The following is a 19,350-nucleotide window of genomic DNA, read 5'->3' on the forward strand; positions in this document are numbered from 1 at the left end:
TCAATAATTTTCAGCGTTGCATCATTGGCGGGTAAGCACATTCACCCGCCGCCGCACGGTTTGGTGACGGCTACACCACTTACCCGCTCGGACCATTAACCGGACAAGCCCGAATTACCCTCGGTGCCGTCCTTTTTGCTACTCGGAAACGCATGTTGCTCGCTCCCCCTCATCTCCCCCGCACCCACCCCGATCCCGATAGCTATCGGGACCGGCGCCTCCACCGCCGCAGGCAGCAGAAAAGCTAAGTGCCGAACGCAGATAATGACTCCGTTACTCATGCTGTACCGGACTCACTCACGCATCTCTACCCGGCAAGAATCGACGGATCACCTTTTCGATGGTCAACCCCTGCACGAGGATGGAAAACACCACCACGACGTAGGTCATCACGAGAAACATCTCGCGGTTCATCTCCCCCGTCAGCGTGAGGGCGAGCGCGATCGAGATACCACCGCGCAGGCCACCCCAGGTCATGATGGCGTGGGTATTGTTGACGAACTCCAGTTTACGTTCGAAGACCTTTACCGGTAGCCACAACGAAATATGACGACACAGGAGCACAACCGGGATGCTCAGCAAACCGGCAATTACGTAGTTGCCTTCGTACGTGAGGATCAGCATTTCCATCCCGATTAGTACGAACAGGATGGCGTTGAGCAGGATGTCGATCAGTTCCCAGAACTTATCCACGTACAGCTCGGTCGTTTCGGACATCGCACTGTCCCGCGCCCGGTCATTACCGACCATGAGCCCCGCCATAACCATCGCCAGCGGCGCGGAAAGGTGCAGCTTCGTGGCTACGACCGTACCGACCATGACGGCGGCCAGCGTAATGATGACCTCGACGCTGAAGTCATTGATGGATTTCATCAACCAGTAGGTCACCCACCCCACCGCCAGGCCGAGCAACAGACCGCCGAAGACTTCCTGCCCGAAAAGCTTGACAATGTCCAGTGGGTCGATCGCCGCACCGGGGGCGGAGGCGATCTCGAACAGCGTCAGGAACAGCACCACACCGACACCGTCGTTGAACAGGGACTCGCCCACGATCTTCGTTTCCAACTTCTTTGGTGCGTTGGCCTGCTTGAGGATGCCCAGCACGGCAATGGGGTCCGTCGGCGAGATCATCGCACCGAACAGCAGGCAGTAGACGTAGTTGATTTCCGTCCCCAGTAGCTGGAGCAAATAGTAGGTGGCCGTACCGATCAGGAACGTCGAGGTGACAACGCCCAACGTAGCGAACGCAATGATCGGCCAGCGTTGCTTTTTAAGTTCGTCGAAGTTGGTGTGCAACGCCCCTGCGAAGAGTAGGAAACTGAGCATGTAATCCATCAGGACCGCCTCGAAATCGATTTCCTTAATCAGGCGCGCCTCGACTTTTAGAAGCGTATCGTCGAAAAAGCTCAGGCCCAGCACGGCGAGGGTGTAGAGGATGGTAACGAGCATCAAGCCAATCGTAGTGGGTAGCTTGAGGAAGCGAGCGTTGATGTAGCCGAAGACGGCGGCTAGTAGGACTAGGCCGGCTATTATTGCGTAATAGTCCATTTTTTGGGTTTTGGTCCGCTGTTTTGGGGTTCGGCTTCACAAACATACGGCCGCCGTCATCTTCCGGTCCAAGATTTCTTTCGCTCGAGGTTGACCGGTACTACTCTGCCGTGAGTTCCGACAAAGCCTCCCCGTTAACTTCCACCCGCCGCAACAAAACATCCTCGCTGTACTCCGCAACCCCCACGTTTTTAGCTCCACTACTCACATTATCTAAAAAGACCCGCTCGATCAGCGCATCCGGCACGCCGACAATTTTGAAAGCCTGGTTCCGAACGTACTTCGCCCGCACGTTCTGCACGTAAAAATCTTTGAACTTGGTGGGGAAATTGTTCCCGCGGTAGCCGTGGTAATCCATCCGGAAGATGAACAGCGCTTCGTCCAGCGTATCGGCCGCGATGTTGCGGATGAAGACGTCGCTGACTACCCCGCCCCGGTCGAGGTTCGACTTAAAGTTCAGCGCGTGTTTTCCGGCGGTCAGGCGGCAATTTTCGGCGAACACCTCGCTCACGCCGCCGCTCATCTCCGAGCCGATGCAGAAAGCATTCACGCCGGAGGCCAGTTCGCAGTTCCGGACGATCACGTTTTTGGTCGGCATCCGGTCCCAGGCGTCCTGGTCGCGGCCGGCCTTGATGGAAATCGCGTCGTCTTCGGTTTCCACGTAGCAGTCCTCGATGAGGACGTCTTCGCAGCTGTCGGGGTCGATGCCGTCGTCGTTGAGGTAGCCGCCGTAGATTTTTAGGCCGCGGATGGTGACGTTGCGACAAAAAGTAGGGTGCGTCGTCCAGAAGCAACTGCCGCGCAGGGTCACGCCTTCGATCAGGATATTTTTACAGTCGTAAAGCTCGATCAGCGTCGGGCGGAGGTAGTGGAGCTCGCCGGAACCGTGGCCGTCGTCCGCGCCGTCACCGTCGAGATCGAGAAATCCGTGGCCGAAGACGCGTTCGGTTTCCGGAACGCCGTCGTTGCCCATTTGGCGGAGGCCCGCTTTATCCGGGTTCTGTTTTTTGCGCCAGGTGCGGGACCATTGTTCGGCGCCACCGTCGATGGTTCCGCTGCCGGTGATGGCCACGTTTTCCTTGCCGATGGCGTAGATGAAGGGGCTAAAATTGTAGGCAACCGTGCCTTCCCAGCGGACTTTTACGAGTGGCGTGTAGTCCAGGTGGTCCTGGGAGAAGGTCAGCGTAGCGCCCTCTTCCAAATGCAGATTAACGTTGGATTCGAGGTGGATGGGGCCGGCGGACAGGTAGGTTCCGGGGCGCAGCACGACCCGTCCGCCACCGCCGTCGGTGCATTCCCGGATGGCCCGCATGATGGCGGCGCGGTCGTCGTTTCCTGGCTCGACGTTAAAGTCCCGGTCGGGAAAGTCAGGCGCTACGATGCGGGCTAATCGTTCGGGTACGGTCGCCCACTGTTCTTCGGCGTAATTCGCGGCGTAGGTGGCGGTAAAAGCTTGCTCGGCCTGGAGAGTGATTGGTTTGGTTGGGGTAGCGCCAGCTGAATTTGAGGGAGCGGGGGTACATGCGGCGATCATAAGCACCGTAACCGCCAAGGTTGCTAACCGGTCGTAGCCAATCTTTCCCCGCTGATTAGCGTATTTTCCTTGCATCCCGCGCCCGCGCCAATTCATATTTCGTATTTTTTACCTTGATGTAATGATAGCTTTTACTGCCCCCACCGCAGCGCCCCGGCCAAATTAATTATACGAAAGTAACCAGCGCGGAATGAATTGATACTATTCTGTAGACTACTGGGACGCTGGCGGTGCGGGGAATTTTCGCATTTTCGAATACCGGCGTTAACTATCGAAGACTTCCCGGTCGGGCCCGACCACCCGGGGGTCGTCGGTTCTTTCTAATTCCTGCTTCAGCTCCGTGCGTAGGCTCTCCAGTACGCCGGCATAAGCAGCGTCAACGGCCAAGTTGACCAGGCAGTCGGGGTCCGCATCAACCCTGAACAGTTCGTATTCCGGTCGTTTGGCGGTGGCCAGCTCGAAATAAGATTGCCATTTCCGGTCGTCGTAGTGCTCGACCATCAGCGTTTTTGCGGGACAGTCATCGATGTCCGTGTAAGCCCCGCCGGGCAGGAAGTTTCCATCCGTGCCCACCCCGTGCATCGGCCACAATTGCGAGCTATCTTCGGGCGAGTAGCGTTGTGGTGCACCGGCAGGCCAGCGGTCTGTCTTCAAATTCCACACGAGCAGATACCCACCTTTGCGAACCGACCGCTGGGGGTACCCCCGATTTAGATATCTCGCGGACGAGTGCCGCTCCCGCCCCGAGAACACCGCCCGTTCAGTATCCCCGTCCGGGGCCACGTCGTTCGAACGCAGCAGTTTCAGCAGGCTGGTTCCCGTGATGGGTAACATTCCACGACTGGCGGTACCGGTCGCCTCCAGTATGGTGGGCGCCAGGTCGATAAAGCCGACCGGCTGCCGGATCGTCCGACCGCCCGGAAAGTTAGCCGGGTACCGAATGGCCAGCGGTACGTGAACGCCGCATTCGTAAGCGTTCGCCTTTGCTCGGGGAAAGGGCATGCCGTTATCCGAAGTAACGATCACGATGGTATTTTCTAGTTCGCCAGTGGCTTCCAGGTGGGCCAGCATGCGCCGTAGGTGCAAATCGAATCACTCGATTTCCACGGCATAATCCAGTAAATCGCCCCGTATTTCCGGGTCGTCGGGTAGAAACGCGGGCACGTCCACGTCGCTTAGTTTTTTGGCGGTTCGCTTCCAGGCGTCCTTTTCGTAGCTCCGGTGGAGTTCGCCGGCACCGTAACAAAAGAAAAAAGGAGCGTCACCGTCCCCCAGCTCCGGAAAAGCTTTGAAGTTTTCGGCGTAGTTCGTCTTGTTGATCCCACCGGCGGTGCGCTCATCGTTCTCGTTGGTTTACTGAAGGTCGTTGTGGGCGGGGCCACCCGCGTTCGTTTCCCGCCAGCACGAATCAGCCGGGGTGCGGGCGTACTGAAAGGGAGACACCCCCTTGCCCGTCCGCCCGGTACGGTAGCCGTTGCTGGCTAACAAATCCACGAAGGGGACTTATTTTTTCAACCAAGCGGAGGCATGCTGACCGGCCTGTTCGTTTTGCCAGTGATGCCGGCCGGTTACCAGTGCGCTTCGCGAGGGCGCGCAACCGGGAGAACCGGCGTAGCAATTTGTGAAGTAGATCCCCTCCCGCGCAATCCGATCGAACGCTGGCGTATTCACGAACCGAGCACCCGCCCGGCTCGTGTGAAAGACGGATTGGTCGTCGCTGATGGCAAGGAGAATGTTGGGTCGATCTACGGTACGGGCTACTTTCGAACAGCCGTTGGTCGCGATTAACAGAGCCGTTAACAGGAGAGCAAGAAAGTGGGAGTTCATAGCCACGAAGTTTAAGCGGAGTTGCAATTAGGGCGCGGTCGCGGGTGCAAAGGATGGATCGGGGAGCGCAGACATACACAGCACCCTAGGCGGAAAAATGGTCTGAGATCTGGTAATAACGGACATCCGCGACCCGCCGGGATAATTGCTACGGCGATCCGCGCAACCGCTAAATTACGCCGGCAAACGTGCTTTCATTGCACCCGCGCCCGCGCCCCATGACTTAATCTGCAGCGGGAAACGTGCGTGGAGCTAATTGGTACTATCCCGGATTCCCCCCGGACAATTAAGCAAGTACTTTGGTCTAAATAATGGCCGCTACGTCCATCTTTATTTAGCCCGTTTCCATTCATTCACTTTTACCATCATGCACTTACTCCGCCGTCTGCTTTCCCTGTCGCTTTTTACGTTCATTTCGGTTACCGTTGTCGCCCAGGACTACACCGTAGCCCCCCAACAGTTAGTCGCCCGGGTGTTCGGCATGGTAGCAGCGCAGACTGATTTCAAGCTCCGCTACCACGAAAGTCAGGAGCCCCAGGAGCGCACATTTCTTTTTGACCCCCGCCGCGCCGGAGGTCACGCGGAAGGGGCACTGGAAATGGCCATTACCTTTTCCACGGATAAGCAGAATATGCGTCTTGGCTTCGCCGGCGATGGGGCCATGTTTGAGGTCTTTATTGACGGAGAACGGCTGAGCGTAAACAGCGTTGATGGCGGCGGCCCGGTTCGAAAAGACTACAGTTTCGCCGTCTTTCCCACAACCATAAATATGCCCGATCGCTACGCCGACGGCAGGAAGCATACGCTGGAGTTGCGCAATCTCGTCTTCGACCCGGAAGTAGCATCACCCGGCCTCTACCTGAGTTGGCTATTGCCTAACGGCATGGGTCATCGCGTAAGCACCGGGCAGGAAATAGACGGAAAACAAGTTGGCTACAAATGGCGGACGCCCGGCGGAGCGTGGCAAGCCCCTACCCTTCCGGCAATCCCGGAATCAGGGGAAAGACTCGACTGGTCCGATTTTCGCTACTTTACCGGAACCATTCTGGCGGCGCTCAGAGACGCCGAGGCTTACTACCGGGAGCCCCGTTACGGTGACTACGTTCAACGGCACCACGATTTTTTCTTCGCCAACCGTGGCGAGGTTGCCCGGTCCCGTGAAGAAAATGGCTTCCGCGGCGGCCTGTTCGGCCACTACTTCCGTTTTCTGATGCTCGACGATTTTGGGCCCCAGGGCGTAACCCTCGCCGAAAGTGCCGCCGCCCGCGCCCCCTTCCCCAACCACCCACTTGCTAACGAGGGCTACCAATTGGCCAACGCCATCGCCCACCAAATTCTGACCGCCGTCCCCCGCCTGGAAGACGGTACGCTGTGCCGGATCACGCCGGACAGTTTTACCGTTCAGTCCGACGACCTCTTCATGGCCAATCTTTTTTCCGTGCGTGCCGGCCTCGCGCTCGGCCGGGAAGACTTACTGGAGGACGCTTTATTACAGTCCGTCAACTTTTCTAAGTACCTAACCGACGAAAAAACCGGTCTTTACCGCCACGCCTACAACACCAAAAGCGGCCAGCAGTCAAGCACCATCTGGGGCCGAGGCATGGGTTGGACGATGGTCGTCGACGCAATCTTACTGGAACGCCTGGCGGGCCGTGACGACCCGCGCATGGAGCAGATCCTGAAGAGCTTTCAGTCTCGGTGCGCCGCTCTGCTCGACTACCAATCCGCGGATGGCCGCTGGCACCAGGTCATTACCGATTCAACGACGTACAAGGAAACCTCCTGCACCGCCATGTTCACCTACGCCCTGGCGACGGGCTACCGCATGGGGTGGCTAACCGGAGAAAAATACCGGGACGCGGCGCTACTCGGTTACCGGGGAATGTCCGGCCAGATCAGTACCGACGGCACGATCGCCGGCATCGTTCAGGGTACACCTATTCTCCCTAACCCCGCGGCGTACGACAACCACGCTACCCGTAAGAATGACCCACGCGGGGTAGGTGCCATCTTGTGGGCAGCCATGGCCATAGATAAGCTCGCCAACGAAAAAGGGTGGTAAAAAGTAACCGGGAATCGCCGGCTTGTTATCTTACACCTTTACGTACGGCTACTAATCATTATCCTTGTTATTACATTCCGTTTTAGGGAAGAAGTCGAACTTGCTTTCGTGCCTTTTCCTGTTGTCCCTCTGCTACGCGTTTTGTACCCCGCTGCGGGCTACGCGACCCTTTACGCCGGAGGTCGCGGATAAAATTCCCGAAGCCTGGCGCTGGGCGGCTATTCCCGAGTTGCGGAACTTGGGGCCGCGGTGTATTTCCCAGGGCGCTGACGGTAAAATGTGGTTCGGCGTGGCCGGCGGGATTACGAGCTACGACGGCTACGAATGGACCAAATTCGAGCTTCCCACCCAGTTCGCCGGCTACTCCGTCACCTGCATCGCCGTTAAAAACGAGCGCGCGGTGTACGTCGGCACCGATGAAGGACTACTGATGCTCAAGCAAGGGGCATGGACAAAATTATTCCCCTTTTCGGATGCCGAGCAAGCGTCGGTCAGTGATTTGATTATACTGCCCGACGGCAGCATCCTGGCGGGACTAAAAGCCATCGACCACGCAAAGAACGTAGCGGGCCTGCTCCGTATTCGGATAAACGACGTACTCCTTTATGCGGCCAAAAGCACACTAACGAGCCTCTCCCCCAGTACTTTATCGGTCCTCAAGGTGGAACAAATCCCCCCGTCACTTACCATCACCGATCACGGTCGGCAAGTAATGAGCGTACGGGACCTTTTGCTCGGTCGGGAAAATCGAATTTACGTGGCCGTCAGCGGTAACGATGCGGACGGTAGCATCGGTATTTTTCGGTACGACCGGGGCATGAATAACGAACTACGGTTGGAACGGCAGCATTCCCACACCGAAGGTTTAAATATCCGTGGTGGAATAGACATGGCCGAAACGGAGACGGGCGACCTGTGGGTCGTCTCCCGGGCGCACGACCTGGGCGTTCAGCACTTCGACGGTCGGCGCTGGACGTCCGTCCTACTGAGCGATACATTCGGCGGCGTAAATTCCCAAAGCAGCGTACTGGCTTGCTCCGACGGCACGATTTGGGTGGACGGCCACGGACGATTTTTCCGCCTCAGCGAAGGCGACTGGAAGATGTACGAGTATCCGGAAGTAAATATCTCCACCGCCTCCCGCTTCACTTTTTATGAAACGGCGGACAAAAGCGTCTGGGTGCTCGGTTTCATGAGCGAAGTCTTCCGCTTCGACAATACTTTTGATACCTGGGCTACGTACGAGAACCTCAACTTTCAACTGGAGACCGACGACGGCACCTCCTGGTTCATCGGCGCGCGGGGAGGCGTGGTACAAAAACGCTTTGGTAATTGGCAAATTTCTGGCACCGAAGCCGGATTGATGAACCAACCCGTCCGGGTCTTCACCACTTCTTACGGAGAAATGTGGGCGGTCGGGAGCCACGAAGGCGTCGCGGCTACGGCCTACCTAAACGACGACGGCTGGAAAATGAAGCTGCACCCCCGCGTTTCCTGGGGGATCGATTACCGGGCGGTTTTCGAAGACCGCGACGGCTCCCTGTGGTTCGGCTGTGGGGTCGACATCAAACCGGAAGCGGGCCACCTCGGCGGTGTCCTCGAACTCCGCAGTCCACAGCGCAACAAAACCGAGTGGATTCACCACGCCACCGCCCCGGGTGACTACCTCAATAGTTGCTACGGCATCGGCCAATCGTCGGACGGCGTGCTCTGGTTCGGTGGAAAGAAGCTTCATTACTTCAGCGAAGGAGAATGGGGGGAAGCCACGGGGTTTGACTGGCTCGGTGGCCACATCGACGTTGTACAAAACGCTCCCGACGGCACGCTCTGGGTTGGTACTCGCTACCACGGCATTGCTATTTATGACGGTAAAGAATGGCGGCGCCATACCGTCGATGATGGCTTACCCAGCAACAACATTATCAGCATCGACGCAAGTGACCCCGGGAATGTGTGGGTCGCGACTTACGGCGGCGTCTGCCACTACGACGGTGAAAAATGGACGGCTAATCTGTTCCCGCAATCTCTCGTTCTGAGCCCCGAAAACACCCGCCTCGCTCGCGGCACTTCCGGGTTTCTGTGGTTCAACCGCTCCGGCATCGACTGGCGGCGGCGCGGTATGATTTGGCCGGAGGTTGCGCCTTCCGTGTATGCGGGGCACCGCACGGTTGCCTATAATCAAGATAAGAACCCGCCCCGGACGCGGATAATCACTAAGCCCGGTGAGGTGGACCAGGCAGGCAACGTTACTGTTTTCTGGGCGGGTAACGACTACTTCGAGCAAACGACGATTGACGAGTTACAGTATTCGTTCCGGCTCAACGAGGAAACTTGGTCGAACTACAGCCCGGAAAAGTACCATCGTTTTGAAGGTTTGCCGGCGGGTGATTACCGGTTGGAGGTGCGCTCGCGGGATCGTGATTTTAACGTTGATTCCCGCCCCCCCGTGCAGGCGTTTCAGGTGCTATCCGCGTGGTGGTTACGCCCTCAGTTCCTTTTCGTAGCCGCGCTCGCGCTGCTCACCATTGGTGTGCTTCAGTACCTCGTACTCCGTCATTATCAGCGCCTTAAGGTGCTCAACGTAGAGCTGGAGCACAAGTCCGGTTTACTGCGGCAGCGGAACGAGCAAGTTCGGGAACAGAAGGGAAAGCTAGAACACAGTTTGGCGGAAATTCAGGAAATATCGACTTCCAGATTACGCTTTTTTACCAATGTTTCCCACGAATTTCGGACGCCGCTTAGTCTCATTCTGGGGCCCGTCGACGAGCTACTCGACGGCGTCAACCCGGTGAACGACGGGATGCGGGACAAGTATTACACCATTATCCAGCGGAACGGTCAGCGCATTCTCCGCCTCATCAACCAGATTCTCCAGATTTACAAAGTAGAGGATAGCAGCCTTGCGTACCGGCCCGTGCGCGCTGACCTGACTGAATTCGTCCGGCAGATCACCACGCAGTTTGGTCCCCTCGCCAACCAGCGTGGCGTCACCCTCCTGACCGAGTATTCGGGCCCTTCCTTATTTACGGAATTCGATGGCGACAAGATTGAGAAAATTCTTTTCAACCTGCTGTCCAATGCCTTTAAAAACGTTTCTACTGGAGGCACGATCCGGGTGGAGCTTGACGAGACGGCTGCAGATAATTTGGGCGTCCCGATAGCTATCGGGACGGGTGCCACGAGTTTTTCCGAGAAGAGCGGGGTAAACGTAAAACTATCGGTAACGGACGACGGCAGCGGCATCCCCGCCGACAGCCTCACCCGAATATTTGACCGTTTCTACCAGGTGAAAAAAACCGCATCGGCCGATCTGCACCTGGGGTTGGGCATCGGACTGTCTTACATCAAAGAATTAGTAGGTACCCACGGCGGCACAATTTCGGTAACTAGTGATCCCGGCGTAGCCACCACTTTTACCGTCCTGCTTCCCAGCGTCAATACATCTTCAGAAGATACCGTGTCGGCAATAACTACCCTGCCGTCGGCAAACATGCAGTACGCGCTCGAAGAACTCCGAATATCCCTCTCCCCACTCAGCCTACAAGCAGATAAATCCGCGGCGCCCGATACCGCATCAGCGGACGTACCCACGCACAAAACCAAACTCCTTATCGTCGAGGACGACCTCGACACCCGCATCTTCCTGCGCACCTGCTTTGAGGCCCGCTGTAAGGTGATCGAAGCTACCAACGGCGAAGATGGCCTCACCCTCGCCAAAAGCGAATACCCCGACCTGATCATCTCGGACGTCACTATGCCCAAAATGGACGGCATCGACTTTTGCACCGTACTCAAGAACGATTTCGATACCAGCCACATCCCGGTGATTCTCCTAACCGCCCGGACGCGGGAAGAAGAGAAAATCCGGGGCTTCCGCGTGGGTGCGGATGCCTACATCGAAAAACCATTCAGCTACCGGGTGCTGGAAAGCCGCGTGGCCGCCCTCATCCGTAGCCGCGATCGCTTGCGCCGTCACTTCCAGGGCAGTGGTGAGGTCGATACCTCCGAAGGGCGCATGGCTTCCGTTGATGAAGAATTCCTCCAGCGGGCGATCAGTACCGTAGAGGAACAAATGGATAACAGTGACCTGGATGCCCAAGGCTTGTCGCACCTGCTGGGCGTAAGCCGGATCCAACTTTACCGGAAATTGAAGGCGCTCACCGGGCAGACCGTCAACAAGTTTGTCCGGTCCGTTCGGTTAAAGCATGCTTCCCAGTTGCTGATCGAGCGTAACCTATCTATCTCGGAGATTGCGTACAAGACTGGCTTTGCGGCGCCTAATCACTTTTCTACTTATTTTAAGAAGCATTACGGGGTTTCGCCTAGTGCTTATCAGCGGAAGCACGGGCGGTAGACCCCAAACACTGAGGCAATACAGCTTTTTTCGCCACACAAACACAAAAACACACAATAGCTTTTTTCTGTGCCGAAACAATGGTTGTTTACTCTTTTGTGTTTGTGTGCTTTTGTGGCGGAATTTTGTTACTCATGGCTACTTGGTTACTACTTTCTTAGATTCTGCCGATCATCCACGTTTATCACGTCGGCTCCGTTGCTTGTTTCCAACAGCTTTACGACCTTACGTAAATCATTATTACGGAGGGTAAATCCAGTACTAGCTTCCCCGTCAATCTCTAAAAACGCAGTTCCTTCCGTGCGGGGGGAAGAGTTACTCACTTCTACGTCAGAAGACTCAACGAAATGAAGCATGGGTAGATTAACATTAGCTACCGGTAGACGCTCCCGCAGGTTATTGAGCGAAACATCGTGCACGTCATAACCCCACAAAAATCTCCGCTCATTCTTGCCACCCGCCGAGCGGTCCGTAACTGATAGTCCGTCGATGTATAATCCCCTGACGTGCGCGAAGGAGAAGTTGGCCGCTACGTCTGAATAGTCATTTAAAGCTTTATTCTTGAGGTTCCGAACGCCGCGCGGCTTCATCTTTCCCGCGAAGGGTGGACGTTCGTGCAGGACGAAACTGATGTTCTTTAGGTTAATATTTTCCAAAGGCTTGTCGGGCTGGCCCAGAAACAAGCAACTACCACTTGGCGAATCGATACTGATGTCACTAAAGTAGATGTCGCGAATCACGCCCAGTTTACCTTCCCGCCGCTCCAGGTCCATGAAAATGGGATAGGTACCGGACGGCTTCGTCGCGTCCGCCGCAGCTTCCCGGGTGGTTTCGATGGTAATATTGTTGAACCGGATGTTCTCAAAAGTACCGCCGTCCTTTGCGAAAAAAGCAATCCCGTAATCCGTGTTGCGGATGATGATGTTGCTGAATACGCAGTTGCGAATTGGATCTTCGGAGCGGGTACCAAATTTGATGGCTGCGTCGTCGGAATCCAGGATGCAGTTGGTGACGACCAGATTCTCCGTGGGCACGCCGTCCTGGCTTTTGGGGCAGATCGCGTCGTCCCCGACCTCGATGTAGCAATTGGAGATAAATACGTTCCGGGAAGAGACCGGATCGATACCGTCTGAGTTTGGAGCCTTACGCTCGCTGATCATGGTCACGCCATCGATCCAGACGCCATCGCAGTTACGCACCTCCAGGTTCCAGTTGGGGGAGTTGAGCATCTTGATGTCCTTGAAGTGAACGTTCGTACTTTCAACGATGAGAATGAAGCGCTCCGGACGGTTGAAAGGACGAGGCTTTCCTCTCCAGAAGGAATCCCCCTGGCCGTTCAGGGTTCCGCTACCGATGATGCCGACGTTATCCACGCCCTTAGCGTAAATGAGACTCTGGCCGTCGGAAGCGGCGTAGTCTTTCATATCCGTGCTTCCGTACAGCGTAGCACCGGGACCTAGCTCGAGGTAGACGTTACTTTTCAGCACGAGTGATCCGGTGAGGTATTCGCCGGCGGGGAAATAGACTTTACCACCACCCGCTTCCGCGCAGCGGTCGATCAGGGTCTGCAGTTCGGTGGTGATCAGCACGTCCTTTCCGGGCCCGAAGACCTCCTGACTCACGTCGAACACCCCCGTTTGGGCGGTAAGCGATAGGCAAAAAAAGAAGAGACCTACCGTAAATAATTTTTTCATAACGACAGTAATTTAAAACCGCCCCCTCACGAGGCGAGGGGGCGGTTGATCAAGCGTAAAAGATGTAGAAAATGATCCTATTGAACCGTCACTCGCAACATACCCGAACGACCGTTACCGGAAATTCGGATCAAGTAAAGACCCGGTGCTAGGTTGCCGCGCTCTAGGGTAGTCGAGTGAACGCCAGCGGACTGCTGACCCAAATTCGCCTGGCGAAGCTGACGACCGTTCAAGTCGAAGAGTTCCATCCGTACCGTAGCTGCCTGCTCCAGAGTGTACTCTAATGTAGCATTGCTGCTAATCGGATTAGGGAAACTGCGCATCGCGACTTCGGATCTTTGCGGATCGTTGGTGTTGGTGATGGTCGACATCCAAGTCCGGTCACCTACGGGCGCTCCACCAGTGCCGGTAAGCAAGCTATCGCTAGTGTTATAACTTGCATCTAACGTAGCTTCATAACCAAAGTAATCGGACATTTCGCGGTTCATCGTGAACTCAGTCGTCGTGACTTTGGATTTTCCCGCACCGCCGTCTGCGGTTGGGCGCCAGTACCAATCCTGTAATTCCTTGGCAAACATTGGCACTTCCGTCAACGTCACGTCGGCTTTCGCAAATGGAGTGGACACACTATCCATTACCGTAGTTTGTGCGACCTTATCTGCAATGTGGTTTGTCAGAATTTGATTAGGGCCTTCATCTAAATCGTACTCATCGTACCAAGCCTGTAGCTCGGGAGAAATACCGTAGATGTTCTGGTCGATGATGAATTCGGTGCTGTCGTTAGGAATGGACCCTACCCAGACCATTATCGGATTACCGGCTGCATCGACTTCCGTCGTCGCGTCAAATTCCGTCAGTCGCTCGGCGTCGGTAGAATCTACGCCCATGCTGAAGACGTCGTAGAAAAGGTTATCGGTGATCTTAACGTAGTCACCGACATTGCCCAGCTCGATCACGCCGTGGTAACCCATGTGGTTAACGGCGGTACTATGATTCATCTCGAATGAATCCAGCACGCCGGAACCTCCGCGGTGGCGAATAATGCGGTCCATCGTGTTGACGAAGGTGCAATCCTCAAGTTTGAGCATTTGCACGGCGGAACCGCGGCAGTCGATGACCCGGCCGTTGCCCATGTTGTCCTGAGCGATAGCACCCATGTTGGCCACGACGGTGTTTTCAAAAAGGATCGTTCCGGCGGCGCTATTGACGCGTAGGGCCGACTGGGCACCGTTGTTGAGGATGCAGCCACGTACCGTCAGGTTAGCGCCTTCTCCCTCCATCCGCAAAATACGGGCGGGGTAAGGCTGACCTTCCTCATTGGCTTGACCATCGAGGTAGATGTTCTCAAAAATGGCATCGGCGTAAGTCCGGATCAGATTACCGTTGATCGCACCATCCTGGTCGGCGAAAGGCTTAACGTGCGGTAGTTCACCCGTGCCTTCTTCGGCTTTGAGGTGTAGCATAAAGGTCTGGGTGCGAAAGGGCCCCTGAACGAAATACTCCGCGTCGCGGCGGAGGACGTAAATCCGGTTTTCATCATTCCGCTCGCCGGTTGCGGTAGTGTCGGCAAGAATGATCTGGTTGAGGAAGCCAGTACCCGGCTCGATCATCATCTCCTCCTGAGCGGTCAGCGCCGTAGCGGAAAGGCCGACCAGAAGGGTGAATAAAAGTGTAAAGTTGAATTTCATAATAGGATGTATTGATTAGAAAATAGTGGCCCCAATAATGGGTACCGCAGGAGCGATTGTGTGAATTTTTAGTTGCTGCCGCGAATGTGACTATATCACGCGATGGCAGCCCGGATCAAAGGGTGTACCGTACGCGAAAGTCAACCTGGACACCGAATTTGGATTCTCCCCGGTCCAACCCCCGAAAGTTATAAAACTGCCCCTCGGAAAAGTTGGTAATGTTATTGACGTTGAAAATAAGTTTTATCTTTTTTATTTCTTGGCTGACGACGAAATCCCACTTGGAGAAGCCTTTCTCGGATTGTTCGCGCAGGCCCGTGCTGGTCACCGTTGTTAGAAAGTCGTCCTGGAAGAACACACTTAGGCGGGACGAGAACCCCCCCAGATCGTACCCCAAGGCGACGTTGCCAAAGTTCTCCGGCTGGCCCTCCAACTTACCCTGCTCGGTAAATTGCACGACCGTCTGGGTGGGTGGGAATTCCGAATTGTCCTGATCGATTCTTACCCGGGGGTAGTTGGTTTCGGACTGAATGCGGGAATAGTTGGCCCGGAACACTAGGTTTTTGAGCACGCCGGGTAGAAACCGCAGATTCGCCTGCAAATCAAACTCTACGCCGTAGACCTTGGTGTCGTCGGTATTAATGGGCTCGCTGAGGTTGAAGCCCACCAAAGTCCCGCGCTCCGTTGGTAAGGCGAGCTCATCTGCGGAAGCTTGGGTGAGGATACGCCGGTTGTTCAGGTTGTAGAAGGAGTTATCTAATGCCTTGTAGAATACCCCCGCCGTAAAGAGACCGTATTTAGATTGGTAGAAGGATGCGATCACATCGTAGTTCCACGCTACCGTAGATTCGATCGTGGTGTTTCCCCTACTAACCGTCCGATTGACGCGATCGATCTCCAACCGAGGCAGCCGCATGGCAAAGTCGGGCCGCGCAAGGGTTTTTGTGGCGGCAAAACGAAGGTCGAACCACTCCTCCGGCTTGTAGCGCAAGTGAAGGTTAGGCAGCACGTAATTAGCCGCGTACGAGGATGTCGTATCCTGGAGTACGGATGGGTCCGCTCGGAGTATACCCCCCAGTTCCGGTGCGTAAATGCCCTGGTACTCATTGTCTTCGCGCTCGAAACGCAAGCCGCCGATAACCCGCAGTTTTTCGCCGATGTCCAACGTCGTCATCACGTAAGCGGAATAGATTCTTTCCTGGATGTCGTAGTTACCGGTTCTGGCTTGGAGATCCTCTACGTACTGGAAAAGTTCCCCCTGTTGGTTAACCGCATTCCTCGTAATCTCCGCCCACTCCCGGGCCAGTTCGGGATTGACCAGCGGGTTGAGTGCGTACTGATCCAGCAGTTCCCGTTGCGCGGGTGTCGCGTCCAGGAAGTTCACCAAGGAAACATTGCTGCCCCCGACCTTCGTAAAATCATTGAATGACGTGGCGCTAAAATCCTGAGGAACGATGTCGCCGTTGGGCAATTGAACGAACGTTTTGGGTAATCCCAGGTAGTCGAGCGACTGCTGACTGTCCGCCTCGCGCGTCCGTCTTTTCTGACGAATCTTTGCGCCCGTCTTGAAGGAACCGTTGATCGTTTCGCTGAGCGAAAACGATTTTTTTACGTTTACGGTACCGATGAAATCCCGATCCCGGTTCTCGGCGTCACTAAAGCGCGCGCCGTAAAGAAAGGCTTGCCGGAAATTATTATACGCCAGCGGAATGAGCGCCTGGCCGGGTCCGTCGAGCAATTCATTGGGGACGTTCCGCATACCCGTCTCGGGCGCGCCGCCTTCCTGGAAGTTCATGGAGTAGTCGTACGGGCTTCTACCGACGGATTGCGCGTGAGAGAGATTCCAAGTGATCTCAATGCCATTCCCGAGAAAGTTCTCGCCCGAAAGCGAGTTGTTCAGGGTGCTGTTGATGGTCTCGGTATCGGAGATGTTATAGTTAACGTCGCCAGTCACGGGATAGTCCCGGCTGGACGTAATACGGTCCCGACTAGTCTGCGTGTAGAAGTTGTTGAAGCGGATGGTGCCGCCGTCACCGGTATCGTAATCGAGTAGTAAGTTGCCGCCCAGGCGACCCCGGGTTTCGTCTACGTAGTTGACGCCCAGGTCGGTAATCTGGGTAGAGCTATCCGCGTCAATCTGCCAACCCTGGCTAAAAGACTCCCGACTCCGGATCAGCCGTTCGTTATTGACGGATGCCTGCACGCCCAGTTTGTTATTCAATATCCGGCGGCCGTAACGCACGTCCACCCGGTACTGCCCAAAATCTTTTTCTAACCGGTTGTATCCTCCGCCGAGGTCAACGCGAAATTCCCGCTCTTCCGGCGCTTTACGCGTCACGAGGTTGACGGCTCCCGCGATCGCGTCGGCGTCCATATCGGCGGTGACGGCTTTCGTCACTTCGATTCCCGCAAGGGAACTCTGAGAGAACATACTGAGATCCACCCCGCGAGAATTGGCGTCGGTCGCGGGAATGGGCACCCCGTTCAGGGTGATCAGACTGAATTTATCACTCAGCCCCCGTAGCACGACTTTGTTAGCCTCGCCACCGGATCGCTTTAGCGAAACGCCCGGCAGGCGGCCGATGGATTCCGCCGCGTTGGCATCCGGGAGTTCCTGAATCTGTTCTTCAGAAACGACGTTTACGATACCGTCGGCGTTCAATTGCTGGCTGATGGCGGAGCGTTGCCCCATCATCTGAGCCGTCACCACGACTTCTTCACCAAACATATTAGCCGTCGCCAGCACGAAATCCAGCTTGGCCGTTTTTCCGTCTATGATAACAACTTCCTGACTACTTGCCTCGTAACCGATGTAACTTGCTTGTATTTCATAAGTGCCGGCGGGCAAGCTCAAACGGTAGCCACCGTCCAGATCCGTAAAGTTCCCCTTGGTCGTGCCGGGCACGAAGACGCTCGCGGCGATCAGGGTCTCCCCTTCCGCCCCGGTCACTACGCCGGCGACGGAGCCCTGTCCACTCAGGTTAGTGGAAAGTAAGACGGTGAAAAGCACTGACATGATTACTCCCGGGAGCAAATTCAGTTGGTCGGTTTGATACATATACTATAAAATGCGAATGATCGAAAAGCAATTAAAACTTACGGTAATAACCACCTTCCAAAGGTAATCGCGGGCCCCGCCCGGGCGCTTCGTAATAGTACCAAACTTCTCCAAGATAGTAACGGGGAGAAATACTTGATTGATTCCAAGCACTTTATGCACTCGCCGGTGGGCAAATGGGAACTGTTTGAAAATCTCTGCCGATTTGCTGCCGGTAACAAGTTGCTACGTAAGTGAGGTGTACGATTTCTTTGTTAGTGAGTAGTAATTATTAGATTTCAACTAAGAAAATTTTGGATGAGTAATAAACTATCACTTCGTTAATTCCTTGCACCTGCGACCGCGCCCTATCTTGCCGCCATGATTCCAACCCTTCCCGCCCACTCGGACTTTAGCCTCCAAAACCTCCCCTGGGGTATATTCTCCGTGGCTGGCAACGACCCTCGCGTGGGTGTTGCTTACGGCGACCACATCATCGATATGTCGGTGGTAGCTGAACTGGGACTGTTCGATTTCGACGTCAGCGTATTCTACGAGGACCACCTGAATCCATTTATTTCCCTGGGCAAAGAGGTGACGGATGCGGCGCGGTCGCGGGTGCAAGAATTATTGCAAGAGGAGCAAGGTTTACTGGCTAGACACCCGGAAGTTTTCGTAGCCCGCAAAGCGGCGCGGATGCACCTGCCCGTCCGCATCGGCGACTATACCGACTTCTACTCCAGCATTGAGCACGCCACCAACGTCGGCAAGATGTTTCGTGACCCGGAGAACGCCCTGCTACCTAATTGGAAACACCTCCCCGTCGGCTACCACGGCCGCGCCTCCTCGATCGTGGTTAGCGGCACCGACATCACCCGCCCGCGCGGACAAGTGAAGCCAAACCACTACCCCACCCCTCAGTTCGAACCGACGTCGAAATTAGATTTTGAGCTAGAAATGGCGTTCGTCATCGGTAAAGACTCCACACTGGGCGAGCCGATCGCCACCGGAGACGCGGATGATTATATATTCGGACTGGCACTGTTCAACGACTGGTCCGCGCGCGATATCCAAAAGTGGGAATACGTACCTCTCGGCCCCTTTCTCGGCAAAAACTTCGCGAGCACGATCTCCCCCTGGATCGTCCCACTCGCCGCCCTCGAACCCTTCCGAACACCCGGGCCAACGCAGGACCCGGAGGTGCTGGATTACCTAAAATATACAGGAAACGGCAATTTCGATCTTAAACTAGAAGTGACGCTCACGACCTCCGCCGGTGTTTCCAAAACTATTTCCCGGTCCAACTTCAAATACATGTACTGGAACATGGCCCAGCAGCTAGCCCACCACACCAGCAATGGTTGCAACGTCAGGGTCGGTGACGTGATGGCCTCCGGAACGATCTCGGGCAAGGACGAAACCAGCTACGGCTCCCTACTGGAGATAAGCGAGGGTGGTCGTTCACCATTAGCGATGCCGGACGGAACCGAACGAACGTTCGTGGAAGATGGCGATACGATTGTGTTGCGCGGATACGGCGTAAAAGACGGCTTGCGGGTAGGGTTCGGCGAAGCCAGCGGACGGGTTTTGCCGGCTCGGTGACACA

At 55.6% G+C, this 19,350-nt stretch carries 12 protein-coding genes; 3 read left to right on the forward strand and 9 right to left on the reverse strand.

Features of this window, described 5'->3' with window-relative positions; translation table 11 throughout:
- Window positions 1–95: 95 nt before the first annotated feature.
- The 6 genes from GGR27_RS01995 to GGR27_RS19790 form a co-directional block, all read right to left on the reverse strand.
- A complete protein-coding gene (locus GGR27_RS01995; RefSeq protein ID WP_168035720.1) occupies window positions 96–281 on the reverse strand; it encodes a hypothetical protein in 186 nt (61 codons plus the stop codon).
- Between the two features lie 16 nt (window positions 282–297).
- Entirely contained in the window at window positions 298–1,548 is a 1,251-nt protein-coding gene (locus GGR27_RS02000; RefSeq protein ID WP_168035721.1) for a cation:proton antiporter, read from the reverse strand.
- A gap of 100 nt (window positions 1,549–1,648) precedes the next feature.
- Window positions 1,649–3,178, reverse strand: coding sequence for a glycoside hydrolase family 28 protein (locus GGR27_RS02005; RefSeq protein ID WP_168035722.1), 1,530 nt, complete (start codon window positions 3,176–3,178; stop codon window positions 1,649–1,651).
- A gap of 168 nt (window positions 3,179–3,346) precedes the next feature.
- Entirely contained in the window at window positions 3,347–4,168 is an 822-nt protein-coding gene (locus GGR27_RS19780) for a sulfatase-like hydrolase/transferase (RefSeq protein ID WP_320060331.1), read from the reverse strand.
- A 267-nt stretch (window positions 4,169–4,435) separates the two neighbouring features.
- Window positions 4,436–4,576 carry a hypothetical protein gene (locus tag GGR27_RS19785; RefSeq protein WP_209037853.1) on the reverse strand — a complete coding sequence of 47 codons (141 nt, stop codon included), beginning with the start codon at window positions 4,574–4,576 and terminating at the stop codon, window positions 4,436–4,438.
- A 9-nt stretch (window positions 4,577–4,585) separates the two neighbouring features.
- Window positions 4,586–4,909 carry a sulfatase-like hydrolase/transferase gene (locus tag GGR27_RS19790; protein WP_209037854.1) on the reverse strand — a complete coding sequence of 108 codons (324 nt, stop codon included), beginning with the start codon at window positions 4,907–4,909 and terminating at the stop codon, window positions 4,586–4,588.
- 367 nt (window positions 4,910–5,276) lie between these two features.
- Between GGR27_RS19790 and GGR27_RS02015 the strand changes: the two genes are divergently transcribed.
- On the forward strand, window positions 5,277–6,971 hold the full coding sequence (locus GGR27_RS02015; protein ID WP_168035723.1) for a glycoside hydrolase family 88/105 protein: 1,695 nt from the start codon (window positions 5,277–5,279) through the stop codon (window positions 6,969–6,971).
- A gap of 64 nt (window positions 6,972–7,035) precedes the next feature.
- Window positions 7,036–11,325: a response regulator gene (locus GGR27_RS02020; RefSeq protein ID WP_168035724.1), complete on the forward strand. Its 4,290-nt coding sequence runs from the start codon at window positions 7,036–7,038 to the stop codon at window positions 11,323–11,325.
- 149 nt (window positions 11,326–11,474) lie between these two features.
- Here the strand turns inward: GGR27_RS02020 and GGR27_RS02025 are convergent, their stop codons facing one another.
- From GGR27_RS02025 to GGR27_RS02035, 3 genes are all read right to left on the reverse strand, one after another.
- Window positions 11,475–13,019 carry a glycoside hydrolase family 28 protein gene (locus GGR27_RS02025; RefSeq protein ID WP_168035725.1) on the reverse strand — a complete coding sequence of 515 codons (1,545 nt, stop codon included), beginning with the start codon at window positions 13,017–13,019 and terminating at the stop codon, window positions 11,475–11,477.
- 77 nt (window positions 13,020–13,096) lie between these two features.
- Entirely contained in the window at window positions 13,097–14,707 is a 1,611-nt protein-coding gene (locus GGR27_RS02030) for a T9SS type A sorting domain-containing protein (RefSeq protein ID WP_168035726.1), read from the reverse strand.
- Window positions 14,708–14,822: 115 nt separating this feature from the next.
- A complete protein-coding gene (locus GGR27_RS02035; protein ID WP_168035727.1) occupies window positions 14,823–17,765 on the reverse strand; it encodes a TonB-dependent receptor in 2,943 nt (980 codons plus the stop codon).
- Window positions 17,766–18,125: 360 nt separating this feature from the next.
- Here GGR27_RS02035 and fahA point away from each other — a divergent pair, with 360 nt between their 5' ends.
- Window positions 18,126–19,346: a fumarylacetoacetase gene (gene fahA, locus GGR27_RS02040; protein ID WP_168035728.1), complete on the forward strand. Its 1,221-nt coding sequence runs from the start codon at window positions 18,126–18,128 to the stop codon at window positions 19,344–19,346.
- The last annotated feature ends 4 nt before the right edge of the window (window positions 19,347–19,350 follow it).

Origin of the sequence: Neolewinella antarctica (genome assembly GCF_011927835.1) — a bacterium.
GTDB classification, from domain to species: Bacteria; Bacteroidota; Bacteroidia; order Chitinophagales; family Saprospiraceae; genus Neolewinella; species Neolewinella antarctica.